At 57.9% G+C, this 19,833-nt stretch carries 13 protein-coding genes, 1 tRNA gene and 1 pseudogene; 10 read left to right on the forward strand and 5 right to left on the reverse strand.

Annotated elements, in window-relative coordinates:
* The first annotated feature begins 209 nt into the window (after positions 1–209).
* Positions 210–563 carry a phenylpyruvate tautomerase MIF-related protein gene (locus H6G07_RS03715; RefSeq protein ID WP_073606372.1) on the forward strand — a complete coding sequence of 118 codons (354 nt, stop codon included), beginning with the start codon at positions 210–212 and terminating at the stop codon, positions 561–563.
* 68 nt (positions 564–631) lie between these two features.
* Here H6G07_RS03715 and dnaX read toward each other — a convergent pair.
* Together dnaX and H6G07_RS03725 are read right to left on the reverse strand one after the other, a co-directional pair.
* Positions 632–3,892, reverse strand: a pseudogene (gene dnaX / locus H6G07_RS26985) (DNA polymerase III subunit gamma/tau); the annotation flags it as partial.
* A gap of 72 nt (positions 3,893–3,964) precedes the next feature.
* The gene (locus tag H6G07_RS03725; RefSeq protein WP_073606370.1) at positions 3,965–4,396 is read right to left on the reverse strand and encodes a hypothetical protein; all 432 of its coding nucleotides are present in this window, start codon (positions 4,394–4,396) and stop codon (positions 3,965–3,967) included.
* 169 nt (positions 4,397–4,565) lie between these two features.
* Here H6G07_RS03725 and rnhA point away from each other — a divergent pair, with 169 nt between their 5' ends.
* The 7 genes from rnhA (at position 4,566) to H6G07_RS03760 (ending at position 11,732) form a co-directional block, all read left to right on the forward strand.
* Positions 4,566–5,060, forward strand: a complete 495-nt coding sequence (rnhA, locus tag H6G07_RS03730) for a ribonuclease HI (protein WP_073606369.1) — start codon at positions 4,566–4,568, stop codon at positions 5,058–5,060.
* A gap of 129 nt (positions 5,061–5,189) precedes the next feature.
* Positions 5,190–6,341, forward strand: coding sequence for a glutamate--cysteine ligase (gshA, locus tag H6G07_RS03735; protein WP_073606368.1), 1,152 nt, complete (start codon positions 5,190–5,192; stop codon positions 6,339–6,341).
* Positions 6,342–6,581: 240 nt separating this feature from the next.
* Positions 6,582–7,085 carry a tRNA (cytidine(34)-2'-O)-methyltransferase gene (locus H6G07_RS03740; RefSeq protein WP_073606367.1) on the forward strand — a complete coding sequence of 168 codons (504 nt, stop codon included), beginning with the start codon at positions 6,582–6,584 and terminating at the stop codon, positions 7,083–7,085.
* Positions 7,086–7,877: 792 nt separating this feature from the next.
* Positions 7,878–10,034, forward strand: coding sequence for a peptidoglycan DD-metalloendopeptidase family protein (locus H6G07_RS03745; RefSeq protein ID WP_139296881.1), 2,157 nt, complete (start codon positions 7,878–7,880; stop codon positions 10,032–10,034).
* 178 nt (positions 10,035–10,212) lie between these two features.
* Positions 10,213–10,284: transfer RNA gene (locus H6G07_RS03750), tRNA-Met, on the forward strand.
* Positions 10,285–10,484: 200 nt separating this feature from the next.
* Positions 10,485–11,090 (forward strand): peroxiredoxin, encoded by a 606-nt coding sequence (locus H6G07_RS03755; RefSeq protein WP_073606365.1) that lies wholly within the window; start codon positions 10,485–10,487, stop codon positions 11,088–11,090.
* 105 nt (positions 11,091–11,195) lie between these two features.
* The gene (locus H6G07_RS03760) at positions 11,196–11,732 is read left to right on the forward strand and encodes a redoxin domain-containing protein (protein WP_073606364.1); all 537 of its coding nucleotides are present in this window, start codon (positions 11,196–11,198) and stop codon (positions 11,730–11,732) included.
* Positions 11,733–11,741: 9 nt separating this feature from the next.
* Here H6G07_RS03760 and alr read toward each other — a convergent pair whose 3' ends face one another.
* Entirely contained in the window at positions 11,742–12,938 is a 1,197-nt protein-coding gene (gene alr, locus H6G07_RS03765; RefSeq protein WP_073606363.1) for an alanine racemase, read from the reverse strand.
* A gap of 182 nt (positions 12,939–13,120) precedes the next feature.
* Here alr and H6G07_RS03770 point away from each other — a divergent pair, with 182 nt between their 5' ends.
* Together H6G07_RS03770 and H6G07_RS03775 are read left to right on the forward strand one after the other, a co-directional pair.
* Positions 13,121–13,621: an HNH endonuclease gene (locus H6G07_RS03770; RefSeq protein WP_073606362.1), complete on the forward strand. Its 501-nt coding sequence runs from the start codon at positions 13,121–13,123 to the stop codon at positions 13,619–13,621.
* Between the two features lie 231 nt (positions 13,622–13,852).
* Positions 13,853–15,058 (forward strand): DHH family phosphoesterase, encoded by a 1,206-nt coding sequence (locus tag H6G07_RS03775; RefSeq protein ID WP_425320099.1) that lies wholly within the window; start codon positions 13,853–13,855, stop codon positions 15,056–15,058.
* Between the two features lie 136 nt (positions 15,059–15,194).
* Here the strand turns inward: H6G07_RS03775 and H6G07_RS03780 are convergent, their stop codons facing one another.
* Together H6G07_RS03780 and H6G07_RS03785 are read right to left on the reverse strand one after the other, a co-directional pair.
* Positions 15,195–18,422 carry an efflux RND transporter permease subunit gene (locus H6G07_RS03780; protein ID WP_073606361.1) on the reverse strand — a complete coding sequence of 1,076 codons (3,228 nt, stop codon included), beginning with the start codon at positions 18,420–18,422 and terminating at the stop codon, positions 15,195–15,197.
* Between the two features lie 116 nt (positions 18,423–18,538).
* The gene (locus tag H6G07_RS03785; protein ID WP_084172800.1) at positions 18,539–19,810 is read right to left on the reverse strand and encodes an efflux RND transporter periplasmic adaptor subunit; all 1,272 of its coding nucleotides are present in this window, start codon (positions 19,808–19,810) and stop codon (positions 18,539–18,541) included.
* Positions 19,811–19,833: the final 23 nt, after the last annotated feature.

The following is a 19,833-nucleotide window of genomic DNA, read 5'->3' on the forward strand; positions in this document are numbered from 1 at the left end:
AATTCAAAATTCGGCGTTGCTGATCAACGGTATGATTTGCCCCCCTAGCCCCCAATTCTGGGGGGAACCAGACGACTTCAAAGCCCCCCAAATTTGGGGGGTTGGGGGGCGATGCAGCAACTGTTGCTTTTGCAGATTCATTCCTCAATTCAGCAACGCCCAAAATTCAAAACTCCTCTCACTCCCCACCTCCCCTACCCACCCCAACCATGCCCCTGATCAAAATTCAAACATCGATCCCCTCTCCGGATCGCGCCGAGGTCGAAGGGCTGCTGAAAAAGCTTTCTGCCAGTTTGGCCAGCCACCTAGGCAAGCCAGAATCCTACGTGATGACGGCTTTTGAGGCCAACATCCCCATGACCTTTGGCGGTACCACAGACCCTGTGTGCTACATCGAGATCAAGAGCGTGGGCACCATGGGCGGGGCTAAAACCCGCGCCATGAGCCAGGAGTTTTGCACCCAGCTAGAAACTGCCCTGGGCGTGCCCAAAAATCGCACTTACATTGAGTTTGTCGATGCCCCCGGTGCCATGTGGGGCTGGAACGGCGGCACCTTCGGCTAAACGGAAGCAGATAATGCCGAATCCGGCTTGTTTAACTGTAAGTTGAGATTTCGCAAGTAGCGATCGCCCTAAAACGGCACATCCTTGTCGGCGTGGGAGGGTTGCTTAGCTGCCGCCTCCGAGGGCTTCAGCAGCGTTTTATCAATCCCAGGGCTTAGGTCATCGTCCAAATCGACCACTTGGCCGTTAAAGAAATGGGCAAAGTTTTTTACCGCTCGATCAAAGTCGCTGGCGATCGCAGGTAAAGACGGCGGCGCAGGAGCAGCGGAACTGGCGTCTGCCGCAAGAGCAGGTTCAGGAGTTGCCACCGGTTCTGCTGACGCGTCTGCCGGGGGCGCTGCAACGACAGGCGGGGGCGGAGGACTGAAAACCACTGGAGTGGGTGGAGTGGTATTTTGCTGCCCCGGCGCCTGGGAGATGTTGGGGGCTGGGGCCTCAGGCTTTGGGTCGGGCAGCACCTCCAGGGAAACCTGCACTTTGTGGTTGAGCACCTGCTGAAAGGCCGCCTCCACATTCTCGACGCGGCCCTGGGCCATCTTAAACAGTGGTCGAGAGCTGATGCCGACTCGGGCCACCACCCCGTCAAAAAACAGCAGGCTGCCCTGCTGCTGCATCAGGGCGCGGGTGCCTAAGGGCTCTAGTACGGCGATCACCTGAAGCCACAGCTGCCCCAGGTTAGGGGATGGGGTGGCGTTGGAGGTAGGCGGCGCGTCTTGGCCATTGTTGGGGGGCGAGTTTGATGCGGCGGCAGGCACGGGAGCTGGCGCTGGCGCTGTGCCATTGGCAGTTTCCGGCGGTAGCGCCGGGTCTGGTGAGGCGGGCGGCGGCACTGAGGCCGGTGGACTAACAATTGGCGGTGCTGGCTGCGGCGTGGGGATTGGTGCGATCGCCCCTCCGATCGCACCCGACGACCGCCCGGCACTGATCGTTCCACCGACTTGCCCAGCCAACGTCGAGGGCAATAGCCCTAGCAGCGTCACTTCCAGCCACAGCCGAGGTTGGGTGGTGTTTTTGACCTGCCCCTCGGCGCTACGCAGGTGCTGTTGCCCTAGTAGCAGCAATGTTGGATCGAGAGGTTGCACCAGGGTTTGCATGTCAGCCCAGGTGGGGGGCGTGATAGCGACTAGGTCGTGGCGACCGCCCGCCGTCTTGGCAATCAGCAGATCGCGGTAGAACCCAGCCAGGTTTTGCAGCACAATCAGCGGTTCCCGGCCCCGATCCATCAGCTTGCGAGCAACGTCGAGCACGGCGGTGCCGTCGTCGCTGAGGATGGCCTGCACCAGGGCCAGCAGATCGCGCTCGGGCACGGCCCCCACCAGATCCCACACCGCATCGGCTTCTACAGGAGGCGCTAGCAGACTGAGCTGGTCGAGCAAACTCTGGGCATCGCGCAGCCCCCCTTGGGAAACCTGGGCCACCAGCCGCAGGGCTTCGTCATTGATAACGATATTTTCCTGGTCGGCAATCTTCCGCAGGTGAGCGATCATCGGCTCTAGGGGAATGCGCCGGTAGTCAAACCGCTGGCAGCGAGAAATAATCGTCGGCAGCACCCGCTGGGGGTCGGTGGTCGCCAGGATAAACACCACATTGCTAGGTGGTTCCTCTAGGGTCTTGAGCAGCGCATTAAACGCCGCCGTACTCAACATGTGACAGTTGTGAACCAACAGCCCATTGGCAACAAAATTGTGGTTGTCTTCAACCTCAATGTCGTAGACCGGCTCAACTCCAGCGGGGCAGACAGATACGACCGTCTCCAAATTTGTAGTCCATTTCAGGAATGGAAAACTTTTGCAGATCGACCAGCCAGCTCCGAGCCGCCTTTGCCCCCGTTGCGATGTAGTCGTATCGCTTGCCGCTGAAGGCTTTTGTGTAGGATCTGACTTTCGCTGAGTAACCCAAGTCGGTGAGCCATTCAGCAATGAGCTGATTTTCTGCGGTGGTATAGCCTTCGGTATGGAACTGGATTTGGGGGCTGCCTTGGGGACTGAGGCTGAGGGAGCCATCATCCATGTACCACCAGGCAAGTCCTTCTGGAGAAATCTGGGATAACCAGTCGCAGGAAACGACTTTCCATCCACCGTCGCTTCTGACGAGGTTGAAGGCCTGGACAAGTTCAGGGTGGCAAACGGTTCGACAACAGATAGAGGTTGCACCGTAGCCGGCATTGGCTGTGCTGTATAGGCTTGGCTGCAAGTTAGAAAGGCGGGATGCTTTGTATTCCATCCATGCCCGTTGCTGTTCTCCATGGGTCCAGGCCAGGCGGGGAAATCTGCTGTATTTGTTGGGAGAAATGATGGATCTATCCCCCAGCAGAGTGCCGTAGATAAGCCCAAGGGTTTCGGCAGAAAGTGGTTTGAGCTGTTCGTTAAGGTGCTCGGTTCTGAGATCCCAAAGCCCATGCCCCTTTCTGTAAGGGTGTTTTTCCCAATAACTTTGAATGCTTTTGAGTCCTTTCCCTTTTTGCTGCAAGAATTCTGGGATACCCAGCTTTTCGCCACAGCCGCATTTGCACCTTGGCCGCAGGAATTCAGCTTGCTCAAGGATAAGCTCAAGGCTGTAAGGTTTTTGGCCTTAGGTGTTGCCCCTAAACTGGTGCCCTCGTACGAAACGCCGGAGTCGTCGATCAGAGCCAACTCTGTTGATGAGGGTGCCGCAGCCACAGGCGCAGGGGACAAGATCTTGCTCCCCGATTTGATGTCCCTTGCGGCTACCCATCCCTGATCAGTTCTAATCAAATGATTGCCAGTACATCTGATCCTACGATGAGTAGTCTGAATTTCCAAAATGTCTCGGGTGCCTTGGTCAAGCCAGCGCAGAACACGCTTAAACTCCCACACGCCTATTTGGTCGTCATAGCTGAGCACCTGCTTACCTTCGATCGCAGGGTCGTCGATCCTGACTAGGCCGTCTTGGGTAAGTACTAAGGAATCACCAGTCAGGCACTCGTCGATCACATAGACTTTGTAGCGACATTGCACTGGGGCAAATTGGGCGCGCTCGATCAGCTCGCGGATGTTATCGACCCCGGTGTTGCTGGCGGCGTCGATTTCAATAAAGTCGAGGGCCGAGCCGTTGGTGATCGAGCGACAGGTTTCGCAGGTGCCGCAGGGGTTTGGAGTGGGGTGATCTTGGGCAATACAGTTGAGCGACTTGGCCAAAATGCGGGCGCTGGAGGTTTTGCCCGTGCCCCGGGGGCCACAAAACAGGTAGGCCGGGGCAATGCGCCGCTGGTTGAGGGCGCTGGTGAGGGTAGTCGCGATCGCATCTTGCCCCACCAGAGCGCCAAAGGTCTGGGGGCGATACTTGTGGTGCAGCGGTTCGTAGGCCATAGCACTAAGATACCGTGCCCGCCCCTATCTCTGGAGACTCAACCCAACTCTCCTGATCAGGATGGAGTCTAGTTAATCCGAAAAATGAATGATCAGGGTCTCCATATCTGAGGTGGCGCACTGGGCAGCCTGTCCCCGAGCGGTACACATGCGCGACTGAGTCTGCTGGGCCAGAGCTTTGACCCGTTCGACCGCCGCTGAAATGTCTTGCCGCCGCTGGCGATCGCTGCGGGGGCAGGGCGGGGGAACGGGCAAAGCGACTGCAGCAGCCTCAAACGGCCTTTCCGCGGGGGAGTATCCCTGAAAGTAGGCCAGCGCTAGCTGCCGAAAGAGCGCTTGCAAGTGGCTCGGCAGGTCTTGCTCGACTTGGTTGGGCTTAGCGAGGCAGTCCACTAGCTGACCCATGGCGTGGGCAATTTCCATATTGTCTTGGCCGCTGGTGGGATAAACATCCTTAAGATCTAGCCAGCAAGCCTCAAAAGCTTTTAGTTCTCGTAGCATCATGGGGTTAACTTCACCGTTGGGATAACCGTGACGATAATAGGTGCACCCTGCCCATGACCTGAATGGAGGTTGTCCGGGGAGGACATCCGGTCTTAGCTTTAGCATGCCCCCTGGTACCGTAAACCCCCCACGGCTGAATTAACGATTTTTTAAGGACGGGATCGAAACCATGGCAATCATTCAGAAAATTTACACCGACGGTGCCTGCTCCGGTAATCCTGGCCCCGGCGGCTGGGGTACGGTGCTGTATCTGGTCGATGGCGGTGTTCACGAGATTGGCGGCGGCGAGGCTCCCACCACCAACAACCGCATGGAAATGCAGGCGGCGATCGCCGGTCTCACCCTGCTGCGAGACAGCGGCCAAACCGAGCCCGTCACCATCCACACCGACAGCGAATACGTGCTAAAAGGCATCACCCAGTGGATCGCGGGCTGGAAGCGGCGCGGCTGGGTCAACTCCGCCAAAAAGCCCGTGCTCAACCGCGATCTGTGGGAGACCCTAGACAGCGTCACCACCGAGGTGAACCAGACCCTCGATCGCCCCTTGCAGTGGATCTACGTGCGCGGTCACTCCGGCGACCCCGGCAACGAGCGCTGCGACACTATTGCCCGCGCCTATGCCGCCAAACGTGCGATCGCCCTGACGACGGCAGCCCTCGCCTAGCGGCCCTCCCCTGAGGAGTCTACACTCCCCTCCCCCGGCAGCTAAACGGGGGAGCGGGTTGCCGATAGTATGAGAACAGCGATCAACTGACTGAATATATATAGAGTGCCGTCTCCAGCGAGGAATGCCGTGCTGCTGTCCAAAGGGTTTGAAATTGAGATGTATACCGGCACCCCCAGCGGGGATGTGGTCGGCCTCTCCGATCGCATTGTGGCGGATCTCAACGGTTTCGTGCGCGAGCCCGACAGCCGCAACGTCGAGTACACTACCCCGCCCCTCTGCCAGTACGAAAAACTGCTGTGCGAGCTGGTGCGCCCCCGCCACGAGCTGCGCCAGTACCTCCGGGGGCTGGGCAACTATACCCTCGTGCCCGGCAGCACCCTGGCTCTAGGCGATACCGATCGCTTCTACCGCTCTGACCCCAGCAACCCTTACCACGCCTACATCGAGCAGACCTACGGCACCACCGTGGTCACCGCCAGCGTCCACATTAATATTGGTATTTCGGATCCAGAAATTTTGATGCGGGCCTGTCGCCTGGTGCGGGTCGAAGCGCCCCTGTACCTGGCTCTCACCGCCTCATCGCCGTTTTTGGGCGGTAAAGCGACCGGCTCCCACTCCAGCCGCTGGCAGGTATTTCCTAAAACCCCGGCCCACGTGCCCCTATTCACCAGCCACGCCCACCACATTCGGTGGATGGAAGCCCAGCTAGCGGCAGGCACCATGCAAAATGTGCGCCACCTGTGGTCGTCGGTGCGGCCCAATGGCGATCGCCGCCCCTACAACCTCAACCGCCTGGAGCTGCGCATCTGCGACCTGATCAGCGACCCCGTGGCGCTGCTGGCGGTGGCGGCCCTGCTCGAAGCCCGCCTGATTCAGCTAATTCAAAATCCTGATTTAGACCCGCTGATCCTGAGCGAGCTGCCGGAAGCCAGCCGCAATGACGATCTAGTGGCCCTCACCGACACCAACGAAATGGCCGCCGCCAGCGCGAGCCTGGAGGCCGAGCTGCGCCACTGGCAAGACGGTCGCCCAATTTTAGCGAGCGATTGGATCCAACAGCTCTATGATGAGGTGTGGCCGACAGCCAAGGCCAACGGCCTTAGCTGTTTCCTCAGCCCGGTGAAGAAGATTCTGCGGGAGGGCAACGAGGCCCAGCGGTGGCTACGGCAGCACGAAGCCGGGCAGTCAGTGCAGCAAGTGATCCAAAATGCGATCGCGGAGGTGGCGGACAGCGAGGGGATCTTGGCTCGCGATCTGTGCGAACCCTGTGCCGCCTAGGGAAAGTTTCGTAGGGTTGAGTCGCGATCGCGGCCTCCCTTAGTAAACATTTACTTATAGGTGCAATAAGGAAAGCTTTCTTCAGTAGAACCCGATCCCCGCTTTTTCGATCAGTTTTCGAACAGAGTAAAACTACTGAGGGAAGTATTAATAAAATCTATATCCCCTAGACATTTCCACCGCTGTCATAAATTCACCCCTCACCCGCTGATCTAGCCCGTTATTTTGGTTTTCCTGACCATGCCCGCAATTGTTTTAGTCACGCCCCAGATCCCCCCAAACACTGGGAATATCGCCCGTACCTGCGCTGCTACGACCACTCCCCTACACCTCGTTGGCCCCCTGGGGTTTGACCTCAGCGATCGCGCCCTCAAGCGAGCCGGGCTCGACTACTGGCCCCAAGTCAACCTCACCCTACACACCAACTGGGAAGCTTTCTACACCCAGCAGCGCCAGCAAGGAGGGCGAACCATTGGCTTTAGTACCTCGGGGCGATGTAGCTATACAGAACTGACCTATCGCCCCGACGACTGGCTCCTGTTTGGCAGCGAAACCGCAGGGCTTCCTAAATCAGTCCTAGCCACCTGTGACGAAACCGCCTACATTCCTATGGATCGAAGCGCTGTACGCAGTCTCAACCTTTCCGTGAGTGCCGCCATAGCCCTTTACGAGACCCTGCGCCAGCTTCAGCTCTTCCCGCCGCACTCCATCCTAGATAGTGCCGAAAACCTAGACCCAGCTTAGTCTTGAGCGCCAGGTCTACCCGAGCTATCTAGAGTTGAAGAAAGCCTGCATATATAAACCTAGCCAGTGATGGCAATGGTTAATAGCTATCAAGTAATGCCCATCTCATCTCTCCCTAGATTGAGCGATCGCATCTACGGTGCGATCTACCCTGTCAGCCTGAAGGGGTGAAACCCCCAACCCAAGCGTTTTTCAGCGCAAAATCGCCTCAAAAAGCCAGCAATAAAAATAAGCGGTTTCCGAGGATACAAAATCGGGACAGTCGAGATAAGAAATTTATATAACCTACCCAGGCGGCCTCGATCTCGACATCTGCCATAGGTTATAGAGACTAAATTGCACGATTTAGCAGGGGGGCGATCGGCCTTATCCGCCAAGGGTTTTCAGCCTTAGCCACAATAGTTTCATGGCTCCAAAACCAAGCGTGCTCTACAGTTGGTCGGTTCAGTCAAGCCCTAAACAATACGCTTGCCAAATACTTTTTTTTGGGGTTAAACGTTTATGTTGTGCTCATCAAGTTCCCGACCACGAGCCTAGTGTTCAGGGAAATGACAAAGAAAGCCTGGGTATTGATTTTCGTATTAAGTCATGTAAACTTGCCTAGGTTGCCGAAAGCAGGGTATTGTTGCCTAGCTAAGGCGTTAATCTGTCGATCCGTTGTTGTTCTTCTGCTAACACCTTGCCTTGTTACTCCTCCATCGATAGAGTTTCTGCCAACTGGCGGTGCCTCCACTCGATGGGCAGTCGGGCTTTCACTAGGTTGTTAAGCGCTGGTTTACAGGAGGTCGTTCCTTGAAACGCGTAGTTCCCCAAGAGTCTGAAGCTGATTGCCTGCCCTCTAGTTTGAGCAGCGCTCAATCTGAGACTTCAGTAGGTTATCGTCGAGTGCAAACCTCGGCAGCCATGCTGGGCCTGGCCCTATCTTTCGGAGCGTCTGCTCCGTTTCTCACAGAGCCCGAATTGGCCTTAGCGGCTGATGGCTCCAACCTAACGGTGTTACCTGCGGCCAAGCGAGATCAATCTCAAGCGCCCAAGTTGGTACCTGCCGAGACAGCCTCATCCTCGGCCTACCACACCGTTGAATCGGGCGAAAGCCTCTGGAAAATTGCTGCCCAGCACGAAGCCGATGTTCAAGCCATCAAGGTGGCTAACGGCATTGCTGGAGACGATGTACTACGAGTTGGACAGGTTATTCGGGTTCCTGCTGTAGGAATGGCCAGTTTGACTGCTAACGCCGATGTCTCTCGTTTGGCTCTAAAAGCCGGTGTTGCTGGGGGCGTTGGTGGTGATTTAGCAACGGCTAGCAGCCTGTTGCCCTCCAGCGACATACCTTCAGCGGATGAGCTAGAAAAAACTTGGCAGCTAGAGGACACTCTGGCTCTCAGAAGTGAAGATGAGCTGTCTGAAGAAGATCTCGCTGCGGCTAACTTAGACAAACTTTCTTCAGAAGAGCTTGAGATTAGCGCTAGCGGCAGCATCTCCTCACTCCCTCCGGCTGCTCTTCCGACCCTTGAACAAGAAGATCTCCTAGAGCCTGCAACGGCTCCGGTTGCCGACGATCAGCTAGTTGCCGCCAGCCAGCCACTGGCGGAGGTCAACGCGGCAGCCAATGAAACGGTTGAACCAGTTGAGTCCTTTGCTAGTTTGCCGCTTTACGAGGCAGGCGAACAGCCGGTTGCTACCGCTCAGACACCGCAACCCGCTGCTGTCAGCACCCCAGCCTCTACAGAACCTTCTAACACCTCAGTTGTAGAGACCAAGAAAGATCTCACCGTAGCGGCGCTGCCTTCACGAGCGGCTGCGACCACTTCAACCCTTGAGGTTGGTACCGTACGGTCTTATCAGGTTAAGCCGGGTGATACCCTATGGTCGATTGCCTCTCGCAACGGCCTGACCCTAGACGAGCTCCTTAGCCACAACAACGCTGTTAACCAACCTGAAGATCTGGCCGTCGGCGACAGTCTGAGCATTCCCCTAGCCTCAGGGACGGAAGAAACAGTTGTTTCAACCCCCTCCAGCGGTTTAGCGGCTGCGCCTAGAACCCGAGAGCAGGCCATTCGTGACCACTTGGCCCGCATTCGTGAGTCAAATAGCAGCCAGGTTAACCGCGACGCTCTCAATGCGCGAATTCGTGAAGCTCGTCAAGAGCTTGAGCGCAGCCGTGTCACCAATGCAGCTTCAGGAACCGCTGCTCTGGAGTACCACAGCCCTGAGCCAGCAGCTGCGGCTTCCACCCCAGTGAATAACCCTGAAGCTGCTAGCGCAACAGCACTAGCCTCTAGGGAGGGTGCCCAAACGCTTTCGTCACCTGCTGCTGAGTGGACAGTGACCGATGCCGCCAAAGACCAGGTTCAGCCGATCGCTGCTGCCCTGAGTCCAGCCAGTGAAGCTGTGGTTGATGAACCTGTGCAGGCAGATGCCGCCGCTTCTAGCCAGCTACTAGCAGCGGCTCCCCTAGGTGCTGATGCCTATCGGGTTGCACCAAGCATGCCTGTGGGGCAGACCGTATCTCCCAGCATGCCAATGATGCCGGGTGCCAACGAGTTTTTACCCGAAGCACCTCGTCTTTCCAATGGCTATATCTGGCCTACCCGTGGCACCCTGACGTCTGGCTACGGCTGGCGTTGGGGTCGCATGCACCGCGGTGTTGACATCGCTGGCCCCGTCGGAACTCCGATCGTGGCGGCAGCGCCGGGTGTTGTGGCACGATCGGGTTGGAATTCCGGCGGCTACGGTAACCTGGTGGATATTCGTCACGCCGACGGTAGCCTGACCCGCTATGCCCACAACAGCCGTTTGCTGGTGCGTGAGGGTCAGCAAGTGAGCCAGGGTCAGCAGATTGCTGAGATGGGCAGCACGGGCTACAGCACTGGGCCTCACCTTCACTTTGAGGTGCACTTGCCTAGCAGCGGTACCGTGAACCCCATGGCCTATCTGCCCGATCGCTAAATGATTTGGCCATAGTTTGGCAAAGCGGGCTGACATTGCTGTCGGCCCGCTTTTTGTAGAATATTTTCCATCAAAAAAATGCTGCTCATAGCTTGGTGTCTTGGCTAATTTTGTGATAGATTCATTAACTGTTGGTGACTAATGGGGCTATGCCTTAGTTAGGGAAAATCAATGCTACGGCTCAGTAGCTCAGTGGTAGAGCAGGGGACTCATAAGCCCTTGGTCGCAGGTTCAAATCCCGCCTGAGCCATTCTCAATGATTTAACAGTCTATTCAGTTTGGCCTAGCTTTTCTCTGGCTAAGGTTCGTTTGGGGTAACGCGTCAAAAGGCTTTAGCACTCTGTAGGTACGGTAAAGCCAAGAGCAGACAAGGACGCCAGGGGGTTTTCTCTGGCCAAAGTACTATGATGGTACTGCGCAACGGTGGTAAGACCTTGAGGGAATGAGTCCATGCCTGAGATCAGAGATGACTGTTTGCGGGTAGGCCAGATGGCACCCGACTTCAGTGCCACCGCCGTAGTTGACCAAAACTTTAAGATTGTTAAGCTATCCGACTACCGGGGCCGATACGTCGTCCTATTTTTTTATCCCCTCGACTTTACCTTTGTTTGCCCTACCGAGATCGCGGCCTTTAGCGATCGCTACGATGAGTTTAAGGCTCTCAACACTGAGATTTTAGGCATCTCTGTAGACAGCGAATTTGCTCACCTAGCCTGGATCCAAACCGAGCGTAAGTTAGGGGGGGTGGGCGATCTGAACTATCCCCTGGTGTCTGACCTTAAAAGAGACATCAGCACTGCCTATAATGTGCTCGTTCCCGACAGCGGGGTGGCTCTGCGGGGGCTGTTTATCGTTGACCGAGATGGGGTGCTTCAGCATGCCACCATCAACAACCTGGCCTTTGGCCGCAAGGTCGATGAAACCCTGCGGGTTTTGCAGGCTATTCAGCACGTGCAGGCCAACCCCGACGAGGTTTGCCCCGTGGATTGGCAACCTGGCGATAAAACCATGAACCCTGACCCGATGAAGGCGCGGGAATTTTTTGCTGAAGTCTAGCGACACTGTAGCGATTCCGGCACGGATACTCGCTCCGAGTCAGTTCCCGAACGCTCTGCGAATTGCCCCTGCTATGCCGCTGCTGTACTGTCATTTTTTGGCCTGATGAGTCCGATCGCGCCACTACCAGACCAGGCAGATCCCTGGCGCTATTGGCTGCCGTTGCCCCCTCGCTTAGGTCTGCCCCTCGGCCAGATATGCCCCGACTTCGCCCTGTGGGATGTCACCTACCAGCGCACCGTGCGCCTAGCCAACTGGCGGGGTAAGCAGCCGGTGGTCTTGCTCTTTTGCCGCCTCTTGGCAGAAATGGCCTACAGCCCGCAGCGGTACGCTGCGCTAGTGGCATTCGATCAGGCCTACGACCAGTTTCGCAACGCTGGGGCCGAGGTGCTGGCTATTGGCCATTTGCCCCAGCGTCAGGCGCAGGCGGCGGTAGCAGACCTGGGCTTGAAATTACCGCTGCTGTGCGACCCTACGGGAGTGAGCTTTCGGGCCTACCACACGGGGCAGGCGCTGGGGGCACCCTTGCCCGCGCAGTTTGTGCTAGATGCTCAGGGGCGTCTGCGCCACTGTCACCTATTTTCGCTGCTGCACCCAACAACACCGCTAGAGACGCTGTTAGCCACCCTGAATAAGCTGTAGAGCCTAAGCTCAGCTTTGAATGGCGGTAGAGGCCACCAGGGACTGCTCTACGGCGATGCGGGGCAGCCGGTGCTTAAAACCACAGAGAATTTCCCAGCTAATGGTATTGGCCAGGGCAGCCCAGTCGTCGGGGCCGATGGTGTGGTGGCCGTCGCGGCCAAGGAGGGTGACGACATCGCCCTCTTGCAGATTGGGGATATTGCTGACATCCAGCATAAGCTGATCCATCGTGATAGCACCGATTTGCTGGGCTAGGCAGCCTTTAACCATGACCTGTAACTGGTTGGAGAGCACCCGCGGCACTCCGTCAGCGTAGCCAATGCCGACCACGGCTAGGCGGAGGGGGCGATCGCACACGTACTGATGGCCATAGCTAATGCCGGTGCCGGCGGGCACATCTTTGAGGTGAGTGATGCGGGCTTTGACCTGCATCACAGGCTGTAGGTCGAGCCGCGATCGCAGATGGGGGGCTGGGTAGAGGCCATAGAGCCCAAGACCCACCCGCACTAGGTCGTAATGCAGTGCGGGGTCAGCCAGGGTGGCGGCGGTGTTGGCCAGGTGCAGCCGGGGAGGAAGCAACTGCTGCTGTTGTAGGTGCCCCAATGCCGCCCTAAACCGCTGCTGCTGCTGCTGCATAACGGTGGGGTCAGGGCTGTCAGCAGTGGCCAAGTGAGAGTAAAGGCTGTCGATTTTGAGGTGGGGCAACTGCCGCACAAATCGAGCAAAGTCCACGGCCTCGGCCCAGGGAAACCCCAGACGGCTCATGCCGGTGTCAATCTTAAGATGCACTCCTAGCGGACGGGCAGCGACTAACCCAGAGAGCGTGTCAGAAAAGACTAGAGCCTGCTTAGGATTGACCAGGGTAGGCTGGAGTCGCCAGTGGGCGATCGCCTGCATTTCTTCAGTGCTGTTAACCGCCCCCATCACTAAAATTGGTGCCTGAACACCTGCGGCCCGCAGTTCAATGCCCTCGGGGACGGTGGCTACGCCGAGCCAGGTGGCTCCTGATTGCAGCGCCGTTTGGGCAACGGCGACGGCTCCGTGGCCGTAGGCGTCGGCCTTGACCACCGCCATGAGCTGGGTAGTGGCAGGCAGTAGCCCCCTAAACTGGCGCACATTGTGGCGCAGCGCCGCGAGGTTGATCTCAACCCAGGCACGGCAGCAGCGCATGGGTTCCAGGCTTGGAGTGTGATCCCAACTCAGCATTGTCTTCCTCCTTCACCACCGGGGCTAGCGCCTCATCATAGCGCCAGAACTGACCACCAAATGTGCCTACGCTACCTCAAGGTACTGGCTCCAGGACAGTCTACCAGAGGTCAAAAACCTCAATTTAGCTTCTGTGCTAACATCAATCCAAATATTCTTTAGCCAATTATCCGCGCATTCGAATGGGTAAGGTTCTGGTGCTCAACGCCTCCTATGAACCGCTCAACATTACGAGCTGGCGTCGGGCTGTCGTCCTTATCATTAAGGGTAAGGCGGAACGGGTTGAGCACAACGGCAAGTTTGTCTACGCCGATTTTCCGCTGCCGACGGTAATACGTCTGCGCCACTACGTGCGGGTGCCCTACAAAGATATTCCTCTCACCCGGCGCAACCTGCTCCAGCGCGACAACCACACGTGTCAGTACTGCGCCTACAGCGGTGACGGCCTCACCCTCGACCATGTGATACCGCGATCGCGCGGCGGCGGCGACACCTGGGAGAATATGGTGGCCGCCTGCGTCCGCTGCAACGTGAAAAAGGGCAACCGCACCCCCCGGGAGGCCAACATGCCACTCTTTAGCCAACCTCGCAAACCCCACAGCAGCCTCTACTTTGAGGTGACGCGGCAGATCCACAGCGGCGTACACCAGGAGTGGAAGAAGTACGTGATTGGAATCTCATGACCTGATGACGGTTAAAACCAGACTCTGTCGGCTGACTCTAGCAGTTCCGCTGCAATTTGCGATAATGAAGTAGGGCCACGGCGCTATTGACAGCGCTTTTCAATCAAGACGATGGTGAGCCGAGCGGGTTGACGTTAGCTCCTCTAACGCCGCTGAGGTCTATCCCTTGTCTTTGCACCAAGGGGCTATGTCTAATTACCATCGAGCGCGCTGTCGCACAAGGAATTGCCCATGATGACATTCAATATAGATTCCGAGACCGCTGAAGCCAACTTTTCTAACGGCAGCGGCATGATTTCTCTTGTGCCTCGCCCCGAAAACGACAGCGACTCCGAGGATCCGGTACAGGCGGTGCGTAGGTTGCTGGAAAGGCATCGCGGCGATCGCCACCTGGTGCTGCTGCAAGACTTTCCTGACCCCGATGCGCTGTCGTCGGCCTGGGCCTACAAGCTGATTGCCAGCAACTACAAAATCGAGTGCGACATTGTCTACGCAGGCACCCTCAGCCACCAGGAAAATATTGCCCTCGTCCGGCTCACGGGCCTGCCCGCCCGCCGCTGGTTGACCGCTGCCGATAGTGCTAGCCTAGCTAATTACCAAGGGTTGGTGCTGGTCGATAACCAGGGCACTACCAGCCAGCTCTATGAACACCTGCGGGAGGCGGGGCTGCCCTTGGTGCTGGTGATTGACCACCACGCGCCCCAGTCTAAGCTCGATGCCGAATACATCGACCTGCGCCCCCATATTCGAGCCACGGCCACCATTCTCACCCAGTATTTGCAGCAGGGATTGCTGAACCTCGATCGCAACAACAGCAAGCACACCAAGTGCGCCACCGCCCTGATGCACGGCCTGCGAGCCGACACCAACCAGCTGATGCACGCCGGGGCCAGCGACTTTATGGCGGCGGCCTACCTGAGCCAGTTTTACGATGGTCAGTTGCTGAGCGCGGTGCTGCAAGCCTCGCGCTCAAAGCGGGTGATGGATGTGATCGAGCGATCGCTGCGCAACCGCAAGGTGCAGAACAACGTCTCTATCGCCGGAGTCGGCTACCTGCGCTACGACGACCGCGACGCCATTCCCCAGGCGGCAGACTTTCTGGTGACTGAAGAGAACGTGCACACCGCCGTGGTCTACGGCATCGTCCACGACGAGGATGAAGAGCGCGAGGTGGTGATTGGCTCCCTGCGCACCAGCAAAATCACCCTCGACCCCGACGAATTTATTAAAGAAGCCTTCGGCCAAGACAGCGAGGGCCGATTCTTTGGCGGCGGGCGATCGATGGCGGGCGGTTTTGAAATTCCGGTAGGCTTTTTGTCGGGCTTCTACGAAAACTCGGAGTTCAACCGGCTCAAGTGGGAAGTCTTCGACACCCAAATCAAGCAAAAGCTCTGGCGGCTGATCAACCCCGAAGAGGGCATGATTAACACCGATTGAGATTGACACTCTTTTACTAGTAGTCGATCAGGGGCAAAGTCCTGGCTAGGCTAAGGAGACAACAACCCCCCCCACCTAGATTCGCTAGTGGGGGGTTTGTCTAACTGTTGGGGTTCTGTCGTTGGAGTTCTGTCGCCTAGGACTGGAAAACTTCCGGCGAGTCTACCGGCTCAACAAAGTCATCTTCAATAACAGTACGCTTGCCGCCCGACCCAAACCCACCGTGGAGCAGGGTATAGAAGCAGGGAATGATAAACAGCGTCAGCACTGTGGCCAGCGATAGCCCTGAAAACACCACAACGCCTAGGGGTTGTAGAAACTCAGCCCCTTCGCCAATGCCCAGGGCCAACGGAAATAGCCCCAGTACCGTGGTGCACGTGGTCATCAAAATGGGGCGCAGACGCCGGGGCGCGGCGCGCAGAATGGCCTCCTGGCGGGAACAGCCCGTAGCCTCGTAGATTTGATTGGCTAGCTCCACCATGATGATGGCGTTGTTGACCACAATGCCCACCAGCAGCACCGCGCCTACCACCACCGTGGCCCCGATCGCCGTCTGGGTCACATAGAGGCCCAAGATTCCCCCCGCTAGGGCCAGGGGCACGGTAAGCATAATCACCAGCGGGTCAATCAGCGAGTTGTACTGAACCGCCATCACCACAAACACGAGGAAGGCGGCCAGGGCACCGAGCACCACCAACGACTGCTGTAGTTCGCTATTGGTTTCGGCGGCAGAACTCGGCAGCACAGTCACCCCCTCGGGCAGCTCAATGCCCGCAAGAATGGCCTGGGCTTCCGCTAGGGCAGCCCCGAGGCTGGCCCCTTCAGCCAAGTCGCCCCCAATCAGGTAAACCTGTCGCCGGTTGATGCGCTGAATTTCGCCTGGCGCTGGCCCCAGACCAACTGTGGCAATATCGCCCAGCTGAATGCGCTGACCGCCATCGGTAAAGAGCGGAATATCGAGCAGCTGAGACGACTGCTGCACACTGCCAGGTTCGATCTGCACCTGCACATCTACCAGGCGATCGCCCCTTTGCAGCTGAGTCGGCACCGAGCCGTTTAATGCCGTTTGAATGGTAGCCCCAATATCGGCAGCCGAGAGCCCCAGATCAGCGGCCCGATCCCAGTCGGGCACTATGCGCACTTCTTCCTGGGGGTCTTCGCCTTCGGGGCGAAAGCGGGCTAGGGTCGCCTGCTCACCTAAGGCGGCAACCACCTGCTGGCCTGCCTCGAGTAAAGCCTCACTGTCGTCGCCTTGGAGGCCGACATCAAGATCAGAACGTACTGGAGAGTTGCTTAAAACTAACCCCCGAACCGATTCAGGGTTGACGTTAATGCGGGTATCCACCAAGGGCAGAGCGCTCAACTCACCGTTAACCCGCTCTACAAAAGCCAAGGTGTCGGTGCCGGGTTTGAGGGTGATGGTGCTGCTACCCCGCAAGGTATTTTCGCTGGTGCTACTGCCAAATAGGGAGCCGCCAGCGGTAGTAAACACATAGTCGGTTTCAGGCTGGGCAAGCAGCACCTCATCGACAGCCTGCATAACCCGTCGGTTATCTTCGACAGTGGTGCCAGCGGGCAGGCGAGCGTTAACTCGGGCCTGGCCGGTGCTAATGCGGGGCAAAATTTCCTGGGGAATTTGACCCACCATCCAAAGACTACTGCCGCCAAACACTAGTAGCGCCAGGGCAATGACCAAGATCCTGTTCCGAATGACACGGCTGAGCAGGCGACCGTAGCCGATGGTCACGCCCTCTAGGCGGTTATTGAACCAGCGGAATGGCCCCCAGCTTTGCAGCGATCGCGTTGGCCGCCCCATAATCAGCCGCGCGGCCAAGGCAGGCACGATGGTGATGCCTACCACCAGAGACGCCGCGACGGAGAAACTCACAGACAAAATTAGCTCATTAAAAATGAGCGCAATAAAGCCGCCAATCAGCAAAAACGGCAGCACTGCCACCAGGTTGGTGATAGTAGAGGCAAACAGAGCACTCTCTAGCTCCTGGCTGCTGGCTTCAGCCTGAAAAATCGCCTCGCGAACGCTGTAACGCCCTTCTTGGCGCGAAAGCTCCATTTCCTCGGCCCGCTTGGCCATGTTTTCTAGCATCACGATGGAGTTATCTACCACGATGCCAACGCCTAGGGCCAGCCCCCCTAAGCTAAACACGTTGAGCGATAGCCCAAAGAGCCCCATCAAGATGAGGGCCATCAGCGTCGCTAGGGGAATAGCGAGCACGATGATAAAGGTTTGCCGTAGGGACCCTAAAAACAATAGCACCACCAGCCCAGCTAAGGCAGCACCGCTCAACCCCGACATGGTCACGTTGTTGATGGAGTTGCGAATAAACCGCGACTCGTCGAGGGTGGCGACCGTTTCCATGCCTTCAGGGACTTGGCCAGCCTGGCGCATTTCTTCTAGCTTGGCCTTGACCCCATCTACCACATCGATAGTGTTGGCGGCAGGCTGCTTTTGAATGCTCACCTTGACAGCAGGCTGGCCGTTCAGATTAACGAAGACCCGCTGCTCCTCGGTGCCGTCAATGACGGTGGCGACATCCTGCAAGTAGACCTGCTGGGGTGGATCGCTCCCCGGCACAGTAATGAGGATGTTCTGTAGCTCATCGGCTGACTCAAACCGCCCCACCAGTCGGGTGAGGTTTTCTTCGCTACCACCCCGCAGCCGCCCGCCAGAGATATCCTGGTTGCGCTCTTCTAGGGCCTCGATGATGTCTGTCACCCCAATGCCTGCGGCTTGAAGGCGGCGCAGATCGACATTCACCTGCACCTGCTCGTTGACGCCGCCGGAGACATCGGTGCTGGCCACACCGGGCACCTGCTGAAGCTCTCGAGCCAGCTCTTCCTCGGCAAAAATGCGCAGTTCTTGGGAGCTGAGTCGGTCAGAGGTGAGCGCCATCTCGTACACCGGTAGCTGAGAAGGGTCGGCCTTAAACAGGCGCGGTGTCTCAAGATTTTCGGGCAAGGTGCTGCGGGCACGGTTGAGGGTGGCGGTGGCGTCGTTGAGGGCCTGATCAATATTGCCGCCGGGCTCAAAATACAGGTCAATGCTGACCTGCCCCTCTCGGGTCTGAGAAAACACCTGGATGACGCCCTCAGTGGCGGAAAGGGCTTCTTCTAGGGGGCGAGTTACTTCGTCAATGGCAACCTCGGGCGATAGACCCGGCGTGTCGCCCCGGAGGCCAATGCGGGGGTAGGTGATGGAGGGCAGCAGGTCTACTGGCAGCTGCGAAGTAATGAAAAAGCCCATCACAAAGACGGTCAGCGTCAGCATCAGGGTGCCGATGTGTTGGCGAATGGCCAGCCCGCTGATGCTAAAGCTGCTCTTGGGAAAGGAGGAGGGGGTGGTCATGGATGGAGGAGTGTGAGGGTGCGAAGGCGGTGGTGGAGTTAGTTTTGAGTGCTTAGTTTTGAGTTTTGAGTGCTCTAGGAATCGCTTAATTCAAAGTTCAAAATTCAAAACTTTGCTCAACTTTCGGAGGTCAAACTGAGCTCTACGGATTGCCCGGCTTCTAGGGGCTGGCTGCTGCGGACGACATACTGTTCACCGGGGGCGAGGCCGGAGAGAATCGTTACCTGGCCGTCGGCGCGATCGCCCACCTGCACTGATCGCGACTCGACCACCGGGTCACCGTCAGTGTCGGTGACAACAAAGATTTGGTTGTCGCTACTTTCTGCGGTCTCCAGGGCGCTTTCAGGCACAACAACGGCGTTGGATTGATTGCCGGTGCTGGTCACGCGGGCCAGCAGACCGCTGCTGATGCGGCTGCCAGGGTTGGCCACGGTGATCTCAATGGGCAGCAGACGCGAGGTGCTGTCGGCTACCGGCGAAATACGCGTCACTTGCCCGGTGAAAGTTTCGTCGGGGAAGGCATCAATGGCAATCTCAACCGATTGCCCCACGCTAAATTCGCTGAGGTTGCTGTCGGCCACTTGAATGACCACCAAGACTTCTGACAGATCACCCAGGGTTAAAACGGCTTCCCCAGGCAGGATCAAATCGCCGGGCTCAGCGGCCCGCTCAAGCACGATGCCCGACAATGACGCGGTTAGGTTGGCGAAGGAGAGACGCTGCTGGGCCTCGCGCAAGATCGCTCGCTGGGCTTCGACCCGCTGCTGGGCCGCTGCAACGGCCTGCTGCCGAGTGCGTACCTGCTCTTGGGACGAGGCTAGGGCTTGTTCAGAGGTGCGCAGGGTGGTTTGGGCTTGCTCGGCGGCCTGGGTCGAGATTGCCCCCTGGGAGGCGAGGGTCGCCAGACGCTGGGCGTCGTTGCTGGCCTGCTGGAGCCGCACCCGCGCGTCTTCGATCGAGGTGCGAATGTCGGCCAGTTCAGCCTCAGCCTGAGCGACCTCAAACTGGCGGGCGGCGAGTTCGGCCTGGGCTTCGCCCACGGCGGTTTGCAGCAGCACATTGTCGATGGTGGCGATCACCTGGCCCTGCTGCACCGTGTCGCCAACGTCGCGGGATAGGGAAAGCAGCCGGCCTTCGGCCTGCGATCGCAGCGAAACTTCTCTCGCCGGGCTGGTGGTGCCGGTGTAAACTCGGCTCGAATCTTCGGCGGCGGCAGCAACCGCTGTATCGACAACGGTGGAACCCTCCTGCTGCTCAGGCTGGGCCTGGGCAGCGGGCTCGATGGGTTTGCCACAGGCTATCGTTGCGATCGCCATCGCCCCAATCAGCACTAGCCCCGGCAATCGCCTTAGGGAGGGTCGTGGCCCCCCAAAATGACCAACAACCATACCAAATACCCCTAATCTGCTGC

It is taken from the genome of Phormidium tenue FACHB-1052, assembly GCF_014696675.1.
Classification (GTDB): domain Bacteria; phylum Cyanobacteriota; class Cyanobacteriia; order Phormidesmidales; family Phormidesmidaceae; genus Nodosilinea; species Nodosilinea tenuis_A.

Excerpts from the sequence above, each read along its gene's own strand:
- H6G07_RS03715 (WP_073606372.1), top strand. The coding sequence starts at position 210 with ATGCCCCTGATCAAAATTCAAACATCGATCCCCTCTCCGGATCGCGCC.
- H6G07_RS03725 (WP_073606370.1), bottom strand. The coding sequence starts at position 4,396 with ATGATGCTACGAGAACTAAAAGCTTTTGAGGCTTGCTGGCTAGATCTT.
- rnhA (WP_073606369.1), top strand. The coding sequence starts at position 4,566 with ATGGCAATCATTCAGAAAATTTACACCGACGGTGCCTGCTCCGGTAAT.
- H6G07_RS03740 (WP_073606367.1), top strand. The coding sequence starts at position 6,582 with ATGCCCGCAATTGTTTTAGTCACGCCCCAGATCCCCCCAAACACTGGG.
- H6G07_RS03755 (WP_073606365.1), top strand. The coding sequence starts at position 10,485 with ATGCCTGAGATCAGAGATGACTGTTTGCGGGTAGGCCAGATGGCACCC.
- H6G07_RS03760 (WP_073606364.1), top strand. The coding sequence starts at position 11,196 with ATGAGTCCGATCGCGCCACTACCAGACCAGGCAGATCCCTGGCGCTAT.
- alr (WP_073606363.1), bottom strand. The coding sequence starts at position 12,938 with ATGCTGAGTTGGGATCACACTCCAAGCCTGGAACCCATGCGCTGCTGC.
- H6G07_RS03770 (WP_073606362.1), top strand. The coding sequence starts at position 13,121 with ATGGGTAAGGTTCTGGTGCTCAACGCCTCCTATGAACCGCTCAACATT.
- H6G07_RS03775 (WP_425320099.1), top strand. The coding sequence starts at position 13,853 with ATGATGACATTCAATATAGATTCCGAGACCGCTGAAGCCAACTTTTCT.
- H6G07_RS03780 (WP_073606361.1), bottom strand. The coding sequence starts at position 18,422 with ATGACCACCCCCTCCTCCTTTCCCAAGAGCAGCTTTAGCATCAGCGGG.
- H6G07_RS03785 (WP_084172800.1), bottom strand. The coding sequence starts at position 19,810 with ATGGTTGTTGGTCATTTTGGGGGGCCACGACCCTCCCTAAGGCGATTG.